Origin of the sequence: Methylobacterium symbioticum (assembly GCF_902141845.1) — a bacterium.
Classification (GTDB): domain Bacteria; phylum Pseudomonadota; class Alphaproteobacteria; order Rhizobiales; family Beijerinckiaceae; genus Methylobacterium; species Methylobacterium symbioticum.
The window spans coordinates 14,582-28,117 of record NZ_CABFPH010000004.1 but is presented as its reverse complement, the minus strand read 5'-3'; the positions used below and the strand labels follow the sequence as shown (position 1 = coordinate 28,117).

Here is a 13,536-nt window from a genome sequence, read left to right as displayed (position 1 = left end):
AGACGCGTCGTCGGGAGATCTGTCCGCTGGTCGTGGCCGATGCTCGGCCCCGCCTGATGCGAGCCGCGAAGCCGACACAGATCCCGTGGCGCCCGTTGAGCAAGGTCCTCCGATGATCCCGACCCGTCGATCGCTTCTGGTCTCCGCCCTCGCCTTGGCGGCCTTGGGCGGCCTGCTCGGGCGCGAGGTCCGCGCGGAGGACCCGAAGGAGATTCGGCTGGACTGGGCGACCTACAACCCGGTGGGCCTCGTCCTGAAGGAGAAGGGCTTCCTCGAGGAGGCGCTGGCCTCGCGCGGCATCAAGGTGCGCTGGGTCCAGTCGCTCGGCTCGAACAAGGCGCTGGAATTCCTCAATGCCGGCGCGATCGACTTCGGCTCGGCCGCGGGCGCGGCGGCCCTTGTCGCGCGGATCAACGGCAATCCGATCAAGGCCGTCTATGCCTTCTCGCGGCCCGAATGGACGGCGCTCGTCACCCGGAAGGACACGGGCATTGCCAAGCCCGCCGATCTCAAGGGCAAGCGCGTCGCCGTCACCCGGGGCACCGACCCGCACATCTTCCTGATCCGGGCCCTGCAGAGCGCCGGCCTCACCGAGCGTGACGCGAAGCTCGTCCTGCTCCAGCATCCGGACGGGCGCACGGCCCTCGACCGTGGCGACGTCGATGCCTGGGCCGGCCTCGACCCGATGATGGCGGCGGCCGAGATCGAGAACGGTGACCTGCTGTTCTACCGCGACGCGGCGGCCAACACCTGGGGCCTGCTCGACGTGCGCGAGGAGTTCGCCCGGGCGCATCCGGACCTCGTCCGCACCGTGATCGCGGCCTATGAGCGGGCGCGCGCCTACGCGCTGGCCAACCCGCAGGCGCTGAGCGCCGCGCTGGTGGCGGCGACCAAGCTGCCGGAGCCTGTGATCGCCCGCCAGATCGAGCGCACGGACCTGTCCCAGCCGACGATCGGCCAGGCCCAGGCGGATTCGATCAGGGCGGCCGGTCTCGCCCTGCAGCAGGCCGGCGTGATCCCGGCGACCACCGATGTGGCCGCCGCCGTCGAGGGCCTGCTCGACGCCGGCTTCAATCCCGTCGCGACGCGGTGAGTCACAGGGGGCCGCTGCTGCGACAGGGCTACCGTGTCGGTCTGGCTCTCCTGCTGCCGCTCGTCCTGGCGATCGGCTGGGAGCTTGCCGTCGACAGCGGTGCCGCCCCCGGGCGCCTGCTGCCGCCGCCGAGCCGGATCGGAGCGACCCTGTGGGACCTCGCACGCTCGGGTGATCTCCGCCTGCATGTCGAGGCGACGCTCGTCCGGGTCGGGCTCGGCTTCCTGTTCGGTGCCGTCGCCGGGATCGTCGCGGGCGCCCTGGTGGCGACGGTCCCGCTTCTGCGCTGGCTGGTCGACCCGAGCCTGCAGGCCCTGCGCGCCGTCCCGTCGCTGGCCTGGGTTCCGCTCTTCATCCTGTGGTTCGGCATCCTCGAGACGCCGAAGGTGCTGCTGATCGCGGTCGGCGTCTTCTTCCCGGTCTATGTCGCGGTCTCCGGGGCGATCGCCTCCGTCGACCGGAAGCTGATCGAGGTCGGGCGGATCTTCCGGCTGTCGCGCCTCGCGCTGGCCCGCCGCATCCTGCTCCCGGCGGTGCTGCCGGCCACCCTGGTGGGCCTGCGCACCGGGCTCGGGCTCGGTTTCCTGTTCGTGGTCGCGGCGGAGCTGATGGGCGCCTCGGAGGGACTCGGCTATCTGCTGGTCGACGGCCAGCAGTTCAGCAAGCCCGACCAGATCGTCGCGGCGATCATCGCCTTCGCGTTGGTGGGCAAGCTCGCCGACATGGTCCTCGTCTCGCTGACGCTGCCCTTGACGCGCTGGCAGGATACTGTGCGGGACAGGCTGTGACGGCCGCACAGCCCGGGCGGGACGCCGAGCCCGCCGAGGTCCCGCGTCTCGAGCCGAACGCCCCGGTCGTGCGAAGGATTGCCCAGCAAGAGACGCCCGTGCTCATCGTCAACGATCTCTCGAAGACCTATGCGGACGGCACCGAGGCGCTGGCCGGCATCGACCTGAAGGTGCGGCAGGGGGAGATCGTCGCGCTGATCGGCGGCTCGGGCTGCGGGAAGACGACGCTGCTGCGGCTGATCGCCGGTCTCGATCAGGCGAGCCGCGGTGCCGTGCAGGTCGATGGCGAGACGATCCGCGGACCGCATCCCGCCGTTGGCGTGGTCTTTCAGGAGCCGCGGCTCCTGCCCTGGCTCGACGTCGCGGGCAATGTCGGCTTCGGTCTCGCCGATCTGCGGCGGGCCGAGCGCCGGGCACGGGTCGCCGCCGCCCTCGAGCGCGTCGGCCTCGCCGAGCAGTCCCACCGCTGGCCGCGGGACTTGTCCGGCGGCCAGCAGCAGCGGGTTGCCATCGCCCGCGCCTTCGTGGCGGGCCCACGCGTGCTGCTTCTGGACGAGCCCTTCTCGGCGCTCGACGCCTTCACGCGGAAGGGGCTGCACGAGCAACTCCTCGACCTCTGGGCCGAGGCCAAGCCCACGATCCTGATCGTGACGCACGATGTCGGCGAGGCCGTGACCCTGGCCGACCGGGTCGTGGTGATGCGACCGCGGCCCGGCCGTCTCGACGAGACCGTCGCGGTCGAGGTCGCCCGGCCGCGCGCGCCGGCGGCGGCCGGCTACGAGGAGGCGGTGCGCCGGGTGCTGGCTGCCCTCGATCGGTCGCTCCGCCCGGTCGAGACCCGGCGCGACCTCACGCCGGAGGGCCGTGCCAACTGGTGGTAAAGGCGTCGAGCGTCGCGGCCTCCAGGCTCCTGGCGAGATGCGTCCCGCGCTCGACGTTCGCATCCGCCCGGCCGGATCGCGCCACCCCGCGGTGTGGAGGCCGGCCGGACGCGTGGGGGCCGCCGAGACGCAGGCGGCCCCGCCTCATGCCTGCGCGCGCCCGCGTCTCACGGATGCTTGTGGATGGGATCGACCCAGTAGACGGTCTCGGGCGCCTCCGCGGCGGCGACATCGGGCAGGTTGACGACGACGGCCTCGTTGTCGGAGCGCACCAGGACGCAGTGCAGGGGCTCGTCGGTGGAGGCGTTGATCTCCTGATGGGGGACGTAAGGGGGCACGAAGATGAAGTCGCCCGGCCCCGCCTCGGCCACGTATTCGAGCCGCTCGCCCCAGCGCATGCGGGCGCGGCCGGAGACCACGTAGATCACGCTCTCCAGGGCGCCGTGATGGTGCACGCCGGTTTTGGCGTCGGGCGCGATGGCCACGGTGCCGGCCCAGATCTTCTGGGCGCCGACGCGGGCGGCGTTGATGGCCGCCTGCCGGAACATCCCCGGCGTCTGGGCGGTGTTGGGGTCGAGCCGGTCGCCCGGGATCACCCGCACCCCGTCGTGCTTCCAGCGCTCGTCAGGGGCGTCATGCCCGTGGCCATGGTCGTGGCTGTGGTCGTGACCGTGGTGGCTGTGGCCGTCGCCGCTGTCGTGCATGTCGCGTTCCTCCGGCCGCATCATCGCACGGCCGCCAGCGCTTCCGAAAACGAAGGGTCGAGGATGGTCTCGGCCCGTGGCGCGCGGGCCTGCGGGATCAGCCCGGCGCGGACATAGAGATCGATGATGCGCTGCTCGTCGGCGATCACCGCGGCATCGATCGCCACGGTGCGGTACTGCGCCCGCCCGAACCAGCGCAGCGGCACCGCCTCGGGCAATCCGATCAAGGCCGACCAAACGGCCGCGTAGGGCGCCGGATCCTTGAGCGCCCAGGCTCGCGCCCGGGCGAGGCGGCTCGCATAATCGGCGAGCAGCGCGCGCTTCGTCTTGAGCGCTGAGTCGCTCGCCACCGCGAAGCTCAGACCCGGCGTGATGCCGTTGCCGTCGCGCACCACGCGCACGAGGCCCGCGAGCTCGGCCGCCGAGGTGTAGGGCTCCCAGGTCGACCAGGCGTCGACGGCGCCTGCCGCGAGGGCGAGCTTGGCGTCGGCGGGCGGCAGGAAGTGGAAGCGCACGCTGTCGGCGGGCAGCCCCGCCTCTTCGAGGGCGGCCAGCACGATCTGATGCCCGATCGAGCCGCGGTTGGTGGCGATGCGCTTGTCCTTCAGGTCCTGAACGCGCCGGATGGGCGAATCCGGCCGGACAAGAATCGCCAGCCCGTCCTGACGGTTGCGGAAGGCCAGGAACGCCTTCACGGGCACCCCGGCGGCGGCCGCGAAGGTGAAGGGCGCGTCGCCCACCCCGCCCGCGTCGATCGCACCGGCATTGAGCGCCTCGAGGAGGGGCGCCGCAGCCGGAAACTCGCTCCATTCGAGCCGGTAGGGCAAGCCGTCGAGCACGCCCGCCGCCTCCATCAGGGCGCGGGCATTGCCACGCTGATCGCCGACCCGCAGCACCGTTTCGGCGAAGGCCGGCGCGACGGTGAGGAGAGCCAGCAGCGAAAGGACGAGCGCGCGCATCAGGCGGCCTCCGCCGCGTTGCCGCGGCGGGCGAGGAGGTCCTTGAAGGCCGGCAGCAGCGCGCGCCCGTAATGCAGGGCGTCCTCCAGCGGATCGAAGCCGCGGATCAGGAAGGTGCGCACCCCGAGGGCGTGGTAGTCGAGGAGGGCGTCCGCCACCTGCTCGGGCGTGCCGACGAGGGCGGTGGAATTCCCCGCCGCGCCGGTCTCGGCGGCGATCGCCGTGTAGAGGCGCTTGTCGAGGCGTGGCCCCGCGGCGGCGGCTGCCAGGAGGCGGCGCGAGCCCTCGTTCTGCGGGCGCGCCGCGGGGCCGAGGCCCTGGGCCGCCCGCTGCGCCCGCGTCTGAGCGAGGATCGCCTCCGCCCGCGTCCAGGCCCGCTCCTCGGTCTCGGCGAGGATCGGGCGCACCGAGAGGCTGAAACGGGGCGACCGCCCGTGCGGGGCCGCCGCGGCCCGTACGCGGCCGATCAGCTCGCGCACCTGATCCTGCGTCTCGCCCCAGAGCGCGTAGGTGTCGGCATGGCGCCCGGCAACCGCGAGGGCGGCCGGTGAGGCGCCGCCGAAATAGACCGGGATCTGCGTGACGGGCCGCACCTCCGAGAAGCCGCCCGCGACCCGGTAATGCGCGCCCGCGTAGTCGAAGGGCGTTTGCGAGGTCCAGGACAGGCGGACGATGTCGAGGAATTCCTGCGTGCGGGCGTAGCGCGCGTCCTTCGTCAGATGATCGCCGTCCTTCGCGAGGTCGCGGTCGTCGCCGCCGCTGATCGCGTGGATCGCGACACGGCCGCCCGTGAGCTGGTCGAGAGTCGCGAACTGGCGCGCGGCGACCGTTGGCGCGACGAAGCCCGTGCGGTGGGCGATCATCAGGCCGATCCGCTCCGTCACCGCGGCGACCTGCGCGGCGACGAGCAGCGGATCCGGCGCCGTCGCGTAGGCGGCGACGAGCACGCGGTCGAAGCCGCCCCATTCATGCGCCTGTGCGAGCAGACGCAGGTAGCCGCGGTCGATGGCGGGCCCTCGCGCGGCGTGTGTCTCCGAGACCTCGCGCGGGGCGACGAAGCCGATGAACTCGGCCTGTTCGGGATGCAGCAGGCTCATGGGGTCATCTCCGGAGGACTCAAAGGCCGAGGGCGGCGCGGCCGGCGGCGGAGCGCACGGCATCGCCCTGCGGCCAGTGGATGCGGGCGCAGAGCACGTCGCGCAGGTGGCGCTCCAGCGGGTTCTTTCGGGAGAGCGCGGCGTTTCCGCAGAGTTCGGCCGCGCGCTGCACCAGCTCGATCGCGTTCTCCGAGACGGTGACCTTCACGAAGCCGGCCTCGCGCGGAGCGGGCACGCGTCCGGCATCGGTTTCGGCGGCGAGGCCCGCGATCAGCCGCGCGTTGACCGCGAGCAGGCGCTCGTTCTCGCCCACCGCCTCGTGGACGCGCGGCAGGCTCGCGAGCGGCGCGCCGAGGCTGCCCGGCCTCCGTTCGCGCAGGAAGGCCACGAGCCAGCTCTGCGCGGCCCGCGCCACGCCGTCGTAGAGCGCGGCCAGCAACGCGCAGCTCCACGCCTGCTGCAACGGGTCGGGCACCTGCCAGCCGGCGGGCGGCCGCAGGTCCACGGCGTGGGATCCGGGCACGGCGACGTCCTCGAAGACCACGTCGTGGCTGCCCGAGGCGCGCAGGCCGAGGTGGTCCCAGGTCTCCTCGATCCGGATGCCCGGCGCGCCGAAAGGCACGAGCATCGAGCCGGTCCGCACCTCGGGCTCGTCCGTGCGCACGAACACGACGCCATAGGCGAGACCCGGCGCCCCGGTCGCGTAGATCTTGCGGCCCGAGACGCGCCAGCCTTCGCCGTCACGTCGGGCGATCGTCGCGGGCAGTCCCCCGCGGGCCGGGGTGCCGAGCTCGGGCTCGACCCGCAGGGCGTTGATCAGCGCGCCCCGCGCTGCCGCGTCGCGGCCGACCGCGTCCGAGATGGCGCGCGGCCAGGGCGAGCCGTCCCGGTGGATCAGCCCGTGCTGGAGCAGCGTCATCGCCAGGACGAGGGCGGTGGCCGGCTCGCCCGCGCCGATCGTCCCGACCAGAGCGGCGGCGCGCGCGAGCCCCGCACCGCCGCCGCCGAGCCGGAGCGGCACCGTCAGGGCGAGGAGCCCGGCTGCGCGCAGGGCCGCGAGGTTCGCGTGCGGGAAGGCGCCGTCGCGGTCGTAGCCGGCGGCTCGGGCGGCGAAGTCCTCGGCGAGCGCGCGGGCAGGATCGGGCGGCGGAACGGCGACGGTCATCGGACTCTGATAGGGAGGGGCCGCCGCGGTGGGATCCGGGCGCCACGCCCTAAGGGTCGGGCCGGACCGGCGGCCCGTCAACGAACCAGAGTTCCAAAGATCCGCTCGCCGAGAGGACAGTCTCGCTGTTTTCGCGCGATGGAGCGGAACAAACCTGCGGTGCCGGCTCCGAGGGGCGCACATTATCGTCCGTCGTCTCTGGAAAAAGGGCCTCCGTGTGGCGGGGGATCCGAGATTGCGCTGTCATGCCGTGCCGCGAGAACCTTCTCGCAGGCGCGTTCATCGCGATCGCGCTGTCTCCGAATGGGCTCGACAATGAGAATACGCTTTCGTTGACATCGCGGCCGCGTGATTGAAGACTGAATACATCGGCTTCACCAGAAAGCCGCTTCCCGAACGCCGCCAGTGCGCCGTCCCAGTCATCGGACCGTTGCGCGCGCGTCGTTCGTCCGTGCGACCCGCCGCGCGTGGCGCGGCACCTGGAGACCACCATGACTGACGTGCCTCGGCGCCCCGGCCTCCAGCCGTCGCGCCGGTTCCTGCTGAGCGCGGGCGCGGCCGCGGCGGCGCTGCCCCTGTTCGGCGTGAGCGCGGGCCGCGCCTGGGGACCCGGCCCCGCCGCCCCCTTCGATCCCGGCCCGCTCTGCCGTCCGGCCGCCGCGGAGGGGCCCGCCGGGCCGCTGAAGCCGATCAAGCTCGCCTGGAACGCCACCGCGATCTGCACCGCGGCGGCGCCGCTCGCCAAGGAGCGCGGCATCTTCGCGGCTCACGGGCTCGACGTGGAATTCGTCAATTTCGGCGGCTCGACCGAGGCGCTGCTCGAGGCGATCGCCACCGGCAAGGCCGATGCCGGCATCGGCATGGCTCTGCGCTGGCTGAAACCGCTTGAGCAGGGCTTCGACGTGAAGATCACCGCCGGCCTGCACGGCGGCTGCCTGCGGCTGCTCGGGGCGAAGTCGGCCGGCATCACGGAGATCGCGGCCCTCAAGGGCAAGACCATCGCGATCAGCGACCATGCGAGCCCGGCCAAGAACTTCTTTGGCCTGCTCCTGGCGAAGGCCGGGATCGATCCCGAGAGCGGCGTCGAGTGGCGGCAATACCCGGCCGACCTCCTCAATCTCGCGGTGGAGAAGGGCGAGGCGCAGGCCCTTGCCGATGCCGACCCGCGCACCTGGATCTGGCTGAAGGACCCGCGTTTCGCGGAGGTCGCCACGAACCTGTCGGGCGCCTATGCCGACCGCACCTGCTGCGTGGTGGCCGTGCGCGGCAGCCTGATCCGCAACGACCGCGCGGCGGCGACCGCGCTGACCCGCGCGATCCTCGAGGCCGGCCACCGCGTCCACGAGAACCCGGAGGACGCCGCGCGGATCTTCTCCGGCTACGGCGGCAAGGGCTCGGTGGAGGATCTCGCCGCGATGCTGCGCAGCCAGCACCACGGCGACCGCCCGGTCGGGGCCGACCTCAAGCGCCAGCTCATCCTCTACGGGGACGAGCTCAAGCAGGTGAACGTCCTCAAGCGCACCACCGATACGGCGAAGTTCGCCGAGCGCGTCTACGCCGACGTGCTGAGCTGAAGGGACCGGCATGGCAAGCCTCATCAGCGTCGCGGGCGAGGCCCCGCAGGGGGCCCACCGGCTCCCGCAGCTGCCGTGGCGCGGCCTCGCGGCCGGCGCCGCCTGGCTCGCGCTCGCCGGTGCGACCCGCCTCCTGCCGGAGGACGGCGACTTCCCCTACACGGCCGCCTTCGCGGGCGCCGCGCTCGCCCTCGCTCTGGCGCTTCCGGTCGCATCCGCCCTGGCCGGGCGGCTCGGCCGGATCGGCGCCGCCCTGTCCCACTGGACGCCGTGGCTCACGGCCCTGGCGCTCGCCTTCCTCGCCTGGGAGCTCGTCACCGCGAAGTCCGGCCTCCTGCCGATGCCGTTCTTCCCGCCGCCGCAGGCGATCCTGGAGGTGTTCCTGGAGGATTGGCCGAAGCTCGGGGGCAGCATCCTCGCCTCGCTGAAGCTGCTGCTCGGCGGCTACCTGATCGGGGCCTCCCTCGGTTTCGCGGCGGGCGTCGCCATCGGCTGGTCGAAGGCGGTGGGCTATTGGGCGCATCCGGTGCTGCGCTTCGTCGGGCCGCTTCCGGCCACCGCCTGGCTGCCGCTCGCCTTCTTCGTCTTCCCGTCCTCGTGGTCGGCCAGCACCTTCCTGGTCGCGCTCGCCACCGGGTTTCCCGTCACCGTGCTGACCTGGTCGGGGGTGGCCGGCGTCAACAAGGCCTATTTCGACGTGGCCCGCACGCTCGGCGCCACGCCGCGCTTCCTCGTGCTCCGCGTCGCGATCCCGGCGGCGCTGCCCCACGTCTTCGTCGGCCTGTTCATGGGGCTCGGCGGCTCCTTCGCGGTGCTGGTCGTCGCCGAGATGCTCGGCGTGAAGTCCGGCCTCGGCTGGTACCTGCAATGGGCGCAAGGATGGGCGGCCTACGCCAACCTGTACGCGGCGCTGATCGTGATGGCGCTGATGTGCTCGGGGCTGATCACCCTGCTGTTCCGCCTGCGCGACCGCGTGCTCTCCTGGCAGAAGGGGCTGGTGCAATGGTAGCGGCGACACGCGCACGTCCGGCCGTCCGGGACACGGCCGGAGCGGGCGGCGCCCGCCTGACGGTCGAGGGCGTGAGCCACGCCTTCGACATCCGCGGCACGGCGCTGCCCGTCCTCGACCGGATCGGCCTCACGGTCGAGCCCGGCGGCTTCGTCGCCCTGCTCGGGCCGTCGGGCTGCGGCAAGTCCACCCTGCTGCGCCTCGTGGCGGGCCTCGAGCCGCCGGACGAGGGCCGCATCGCGGTCGACGGCAGCCGCGTCGCGGGCCCCGACCCCTCCCGGATCCTCGTCTTCCAGGACCCGACGCTCTATCCCTGGCGCACCGTGCGCGGGAACGTGGCGCTCGGCCTCGAGGCCCGGGGGCTCGGCCGCGAGCGGGCGTCGCGGGCCGATGCCGCGCTCCGCCGCGTCGGGCTCGACGGCTTCGCCGAGGTCTATCCCCACCAGCTCTCCGGCGGCATGGCCCAGCGCGCGGCGCTCGCCCGCGCCCTGGTGAACGAGCCGCGCCTCCTCCTCCTCGACGAGCCGCTCGGCAAGCTCGACGCGCTGACCCGGCTCGCCATGCAGGCCGAGATCCTGCGCCTCTGGCAGGAGGCGCGGTTCAGCGCGCTTCTCGTCACGCACGATGTGGAGGAGGCTCTGGTGCTGGCCGAGCGGGTGATCGTGCTCTCCGACCGCCCGGCCGCGATACGGGCCGACATCCGGGTCGGTCAGCCCTACCCGCGCCACCGCGACGACCCCGAGCTCGTCCGCCTGCGCCGCGAGATCTTGGGCATCCTCGGTCAGCCGGGCTGAACCCGGCTCCGCCCTCCACGCCACCGGGCCCGCGCCGCCGCGCGGGCCCTTTCACATCGTCCGTCCGTTCCATTTCGAGGAGCCGATGTCCTTCTCCCGCCGAACCATACTCGCGGGCCTCGCGGCTCCGGCCCTCTTGAGCCGCGCGGCCCGCGCCGCCCCGGTGCTGCGCATCGGTTACCAGCGCTCCTCGACTCTGATCGCGCTGCTGCGCCAGGACGGGAGCCTGGAGCAGGCGCTGGCCGCGCAGGGCACCGGCCTGTCCTGGCACGAATTCACCAGCGGCCTGCCGATCATGGAAGCGTTGAACGCCGGGCAGATCGATGTCTCGGCCGATGTCGCCGACACGGTGCCGGTCTTCGCCCAGGCGGCCGGCGCCCGCATCACCTATCTGGCCCAGGAAGCGCCATCGCCCGAGGCGCAGGCGATCGTCGTGCCACCGGATTCCACCGCGCGCACCGTCGCGGACCTCAAGGGCAAGCGCGTCGCGGTGACCAAAGGCGCGGGCAATCATTTTCTGGTGCTCGCCGCTCTCAAGGAGGCCGGGCTGTCCTTCCGGGACATCGTGCCCGCCTATCTGACCCCGGCCGATGGACGCGCCGCGCTGGCCAGCGGCGGTGTCGAGGCCTGGGCTGCCTGGGATCCGTTCCTGACGGCGGCACAGCAGCAGGCGGGCGCGCGTGTCCTTCGCGATGGCCGCGGGCTGTCGCTGTACAAGCGCTATTACCTCGCGGCCGACCCCTATGTCGCGGCGAACGGTCCGGTGCTCGGCCTGCTCTTCGCCAAGCTCGCCCAGGCCGGGAGCTGGGTGAAGGCCAACCCGGCCGAGGCTGCCGGGCGCCTGGCGCCGCTCTGGAAGCTCGAAGCCGAGGTCGTGGCCCGAGCGAACGCGCATCGCAGCTACCGGGTCGAGCCTGTCACCCGCGACGGCCTCGCCGAGCAGCAGGTGATTGCCGATGCATTCCGGTCCGAGGGGCTGCTGCCGCGCGCCGTCGACACGACCGCCCTCGCGATCTGGTCGCCACCCGTCCGCTGAGGCTCTGTGGCGCGAATGCGGCACGGCGCGGAATGACGCGGGACAGGTCTCAGCGGATGGTCTCCGCCGAGCGGCCTCTCTCGGCGGCCGGCGAGCGAAGTCGTGGAACTCCGGGTCGTTGCCATCCTTGGCATTGATGACGCCAATCGATGGATGAGCTTGGCCATGCCGCAGATGTTCGACTGGATCTTCTTCGCGATTATGCTTCCGTTCCCGGCGTTCCTGGTCTGGGATTACCTTGCGAACCGCGCGCCCGGCGATCGCCCCCTCAAGCAGATCCTCTTCGGCCCCGCGATCCGCGGCCAAGGTGGAAACAGGCTCTCAGAGGCTGGCCTGTCCGAGCGCAGCGAGACCGCCGCTCCGTCGGGCCTCGCGTGAAGCCCGGCCCAAGCACGAGTCGCCGCTTGAGCGGAACGGCGCGGGATGGCTGCGACGAGCCGCCATCCCGTGCGGATCAATAGGGGTAGCCGTAGTAGGGGCGCGGCGCATAGCGGTCGGGGTTGCGGACCCGCCGGCTGCCGGGCCCGTCCGGTCCATACGCTCTCAGATAGGTGTTGTAGGCCGGTGGATTGTACGGGCCGCTGTTCACGCCGCCGGTGCGGCCATTGCCGCTCAGCTCGGCGTAGGGGTTGAGGCCGTCACCCCCGCCGCTGCCGCCGCCACCTCCACCCCCGAAGGCGAAGGCGGGGCCCGACACGACGACGATGAGGGCTGCCAAGGCGATGCGCATCTGAAGGCCCATGGTTTTTCCGGACGATGCTCATCAACGCCGATCTGCCGGCTTGGTTGAGCCCTCAGCCACTGTGTCGCGATGCCGAGCCGAGGCGTTGGAGCGCTCTCCGACGATGGGGATGCCGGTTCGGTGAACGAGAGCGCGTGAGAACAAGGGCGGAGAGCATTTTTCGCGGACATGGTCGCCGGTTCCGCGAAAGAACATGCTCTCGAGCCATCCCCGATGGCAGCGCGATCGGGAATGGCTCCAGCCGGTCACGAGCAGAGCGGATGAGGTGAGCCCGGCTGCGACCGCGTGGTGTGATCGCTTCGCGGGCCGTATGCGCGGGCCGCTGCTGGCGTCACCTGGCGGTGGCACGGGCTGCGCGGAGGCCGACACAGCCCGTGTCCGTCGGTTCCACGCCTGACCACGGGCGCCGTGTCACACGCCGCCCCGGAGGCTCACCAGCCGCCATAGGGGCCACGCGGGCCGCCATAGCCGTAGCCGCCGGGGCCGCGACCATAGCCGCCCTCATACCCGCCACGCTCGTATCCGCCGCGGTAGCCGCGCGGGCCGCCCCATCCGCCGCCCCAGCCCCAGCCGTTCGGCCGGCAATGGCCCCACGGGTTCGGGTGGAAGCCCGGCCCGCAGCCGCCGGCCACACGCTCGATGATCGCCTCTCGCTCGGGCGGACCGAAGCCGGGCCCGAACGGGGCGGCGCTGGCCGCCGTCGCGGAGGCGAGACCGGCCGCGGCCAGCGCAGCGACGCCGAGCACTGTGAAGCGCACCATGACGGGATCTCCTGAACCCTCGGTCCGAACCCATCGGACCGGATGTCAGAACGATGCGACCGCGCGGCTGAGCCGTGTCTGAGCGGGCCGTTCAGCCGGCAGATGGGAACGGCGGCGTCGGAGAGAGCGGTGCGCGGGCGTGACGGTCGATGCGCGCCGGGATGCCGGCCGGCGCGAAAGCCCGCTGCAGGGAGCGGCCGTCCCTCACTTCGCCGGCGGCGTTCGGGCGGTGAGCTTGTTGCCGTCCGGATCGCGAAGGTAGGCGACGAAGGCCCCGTTCGGGCGCTCGGACGGCGGGCTCTCGATCGCGGTCCCGCCATGCGTGGTGCCGGCCTCGTGCCATGCGAGAACCTGGTCGCGGCTCGCGGCGGCGATGCCGATGGTCCCACCATTGGCCGCGGTCGCCCGATTGCCGTCGATCGGTTTCGTGATCATCAGCCGACCGCCCGCGTGGCTGTAGATCAGCCGGCCCCTCTCATCCATCTTGCCGGCCCGGCCTCCCAACGCGGCGAAGGTGGCGTCGTAGAAGCTCCTGGCCCGCTCCAGATCGTTGCTGCCGATCATGACGTGCGTGAACATGGTTCCTCTCCAGCAAGGGGCAGCACGAGATAGATGCAGGCGGGCGCTGGGGCGAGGCAAATCTCACGGATCGGATGCGGTCGTCGTTCGGTGCCCACGGCCGTCCGTTCAACCGCACGTTCGGGCACCGGCTCGCAGGGATGGGCCGCCCGCGTCCTGCCGGCGTAGACGCCGTAGAGCGCCCGGCCGGTCCGGACGTTCTCGCCCGTTGCGCCTCGACCCGGTGATGAGGCCGCGTGCCCGCTGCGCGAAGGCGATGCGCGTGAGCGGTCCGTCGAACCGGGCGCCGTTCCGGGCGGAGCGGCCGGCACGCGCCGGCGAGGCTGGCCCTCGCGGCCCGAGCCGGATCTGCGG

Annotated in this window: 15 protein-coding genes; 8 read left to right on the top strand and 7 right to left on the bottom strand. The window is 72.5% G+C overall.

The window, feature by feature from the left end; genetic code table 11:
* The first annotated feature begins 112 nt into the window (after positions 1-112).
* The 3 genes from MET9862_RS02605 to MET9862_RS02595 all read left to right on the top strand — a co-directional run bounded on the left by MET9862_RS02605 (position 113) and on the right by MET9862_RS02595 (position 2,762).
* Positions 113-1,093, top strand: a complete 981-nt coding sequence (locus tag MET9862_RS02605; protein ID WP_142581555.1) for an aliphatic sulfonate ABC transporter substrate-binding protein — start codon at positions 113-115, stop codon at positions 1,091-1,093.
* Positions 1,090-1,881: an ABC transporter permease gene (locus tag MET9862_RS02600; RefSeq protein ID WP_142581554.1), complete on the top strand. Its 792-nt coding sequence runs from the start codon at positions 1,090-1,092 to the stop codon at positions 1,879-1,881. The genes MET9862_RS02605 and MET9862_RS02600 overlap by 4 nt, the downstream gene beginning before the upstream one ends.
* A gap of 98 nt (positions 1,882-1,979) precedes the next feature.
* The gene (locus MET9862_RS02595; protein WP_142581553.1) at positions 1,980-2,762 is read left to right on the top strand and encodes an ABC transporter ATP-binding protein; all 783 of its coding nucleotides are present in this window, start codon (positions 1,980-1,982) and stop codon (positions 2,760-2,762) included.
* Positions 2,763-2,929: 167 nt separating this feature from the next.
* On the opposite strand, the gene MET9862_RS02590 is transcribed toward MET9862_RS02595, so the two are convergent.
* The 4 genes from MET9862_RS02590 to MET9862_RS02575 are packed head-to-tail and all read right to left on the bottom strand — an operon-like array spanning position 2,930 to position 6,687.
* Positions 2,930-3,466: a cupin domain-containing protein gene (locus MET9862_RS02590; RefSeq protein WP_142581552.1), complete on the bottom strand. Its 537-nt coding sequence runs from the start codon at positions 3,464-3,466 to the stop codon at positions 2,930-2,932.
* A gap of 20 nt (positions 3,467-3,486) precedes the next feature.
* On the bottom strand, positions 3,487-4,425 hold the full coding sequence (locus MET9862_RS02585; protein WP_185156725.1) for an ABC transporter substrate-binding protein: 939 nt from the start codon (positions 4,423-4,425) through the stop codon (positions 3,487-3,489).
* Positions 4,425-5,522 carry an LLM class flavin-dependent oxidoreductase gene (locus tag MET9862_RS02580; RefSeq protein WP_142581551.1) on the bottom strand — a complete coding sequence of 366 codons (1,098 nt, stop codon included), beginning with the start codon at positions 5,520-5,522 and terminating at the stop codon, positions 4,425-4,427. Before MET9862_RS02580 ends, MET9862_RS02585 begins: the two co-directional genes overlap by 1 nt.
* A gap of 19 nt (positions 5,523-5,541) precedes the next feature.
* The gene (locus MET9862_RS02575) at positions 5,542-6,687 is read right to left on the bottom strand and encodes an acyl-CoA dehydrogenase family protein (RefSeq protein ID WP_142581550.1); all 1,146 of its coding nucleotides are present in this window, start codon (positions 6,685-6,687) and stop codon (positions 5,542-5,544) included.
* A 491-nt stretch (positions 6,688-7,178) separates the two neighbouring features.
* Here MET9862_RS02575 and MET9862_RS02570 point away from each other — a divergent pair, with 491 nt between their 5' ends.
* The 5 genes from MET9862_RS02570 to MET9862_RS02550 all read left to right on the top strand — a co-directional run bounded on the left by MET9862_RS02570 (position 7,179) and on the right by MET9862_RS02550 (position 11,478).
* Positions 7,179-8,261 carry an ABC transporter substrate-binding protein gene (locus tag MET9862_RS02570; RefSeq protein WP_142581549.1) on the top strand — a complete coding sequence of 361 codons (1,083 nt, stop codon included), beginning with the start codon at positions 7,179-7,181 and terminating at the stop codon, positions 8,259-8,261.
* A gap of 10 nt (positions 8,262-8,271) precedes the next feature.
* Entirely contained in the window at positions 8,272-9,270 is a 999-nt protein-coding gene (locus MET9862_RS02565) for an ABC transporter permease (RefSeq protein WP_142581548.1), read from the top strand.
* Entirely contained in the window at positions 9,264-10,064 is an 801-nt protein-coding gene (locus MET9862_RS02560) for an ABC transporter ATP-binding protein (RefSeq protein ID WP_142581547.1), read from the top strand. Before MET9862_RS02565 ends, MET9862_RS02560 begins: the two co-directional genes overlap by 7 nt.
* An 85-nt stretch (positions 10,065-10,149) precedes the next feature.
* Positions 10,150-11,100: an aliphatic sulfonate ABC transporter substrate-binding protein gene (locus tag MET9862_RS02555; protein WP_142581546.1), complete on the top strand. Its 951-nt coding sequence runs from the start codon at positions 10,150-10,152 to the stop codon at positions 11,098-11,100.
* Between the two features lie 102 nt (positions 11,101-11,202).
* Positions 11,203-11,478 carry a hypothetical protein gene (locus MET9862_RS02550; protein WP_142581545.1) on the top strand — a complete coding sequence of 92 codons (276 nt, stop codon included), beginning with the start codon at positions 11,203-11,205 and terminating at the stop codon, positions 11,476-11,478.
* A gap of 76 nt (positions 11,479-11,554) precedes the next feature.
* Here the strand turns inward: MET9862_RS02550 and MET9862_RS02545 are convergent, their stop codons facing one another.
* From MET9862_RS02545 to MET9862_RS02535, 3 genes are all read right to left on the bottom strand, one after another.
* Positions 11,555-11,842: a hypothetical protein gene (locus tag MET9862_RS02545; protein ID WP_142581544.1), complete on the bottom strand. Its 288-nt coding sequence runs from the start codon at positions 11,840-11,842 to the stop codon at positions 11,555-11,557.
* Positions 11,843-12,273: 431 nt separating this feature from the next.
* On the bottom strand, positions 12,274-12,603 hold the full coding sequence (locus MET9862_RS02540) for a GCG_CRPN prefix-to-repeats domain-containing protein (RefSeq protein WP_142581543.1): 330 nt from the start codon (positions 12,601-12,603) through the stop codon (positions 12,274-12,276).
* 204 nt (positions 12,604-12,807) lie between these two features.
* The gene (locus MET9862_RS02535; RefSeq protein WP_142581542.1) at positions 12,808-13,182 is read right to left on the bottom strand and encodes a VOC family protein; all 375 of its coding nucleotides are present in this window, start codon (positions 13,180-13,182) and stop codon (positions 12,808-12,810) included.
* Between the last annotated feature and the right edge of the window lie 354 nt (positions 13,183-13,536).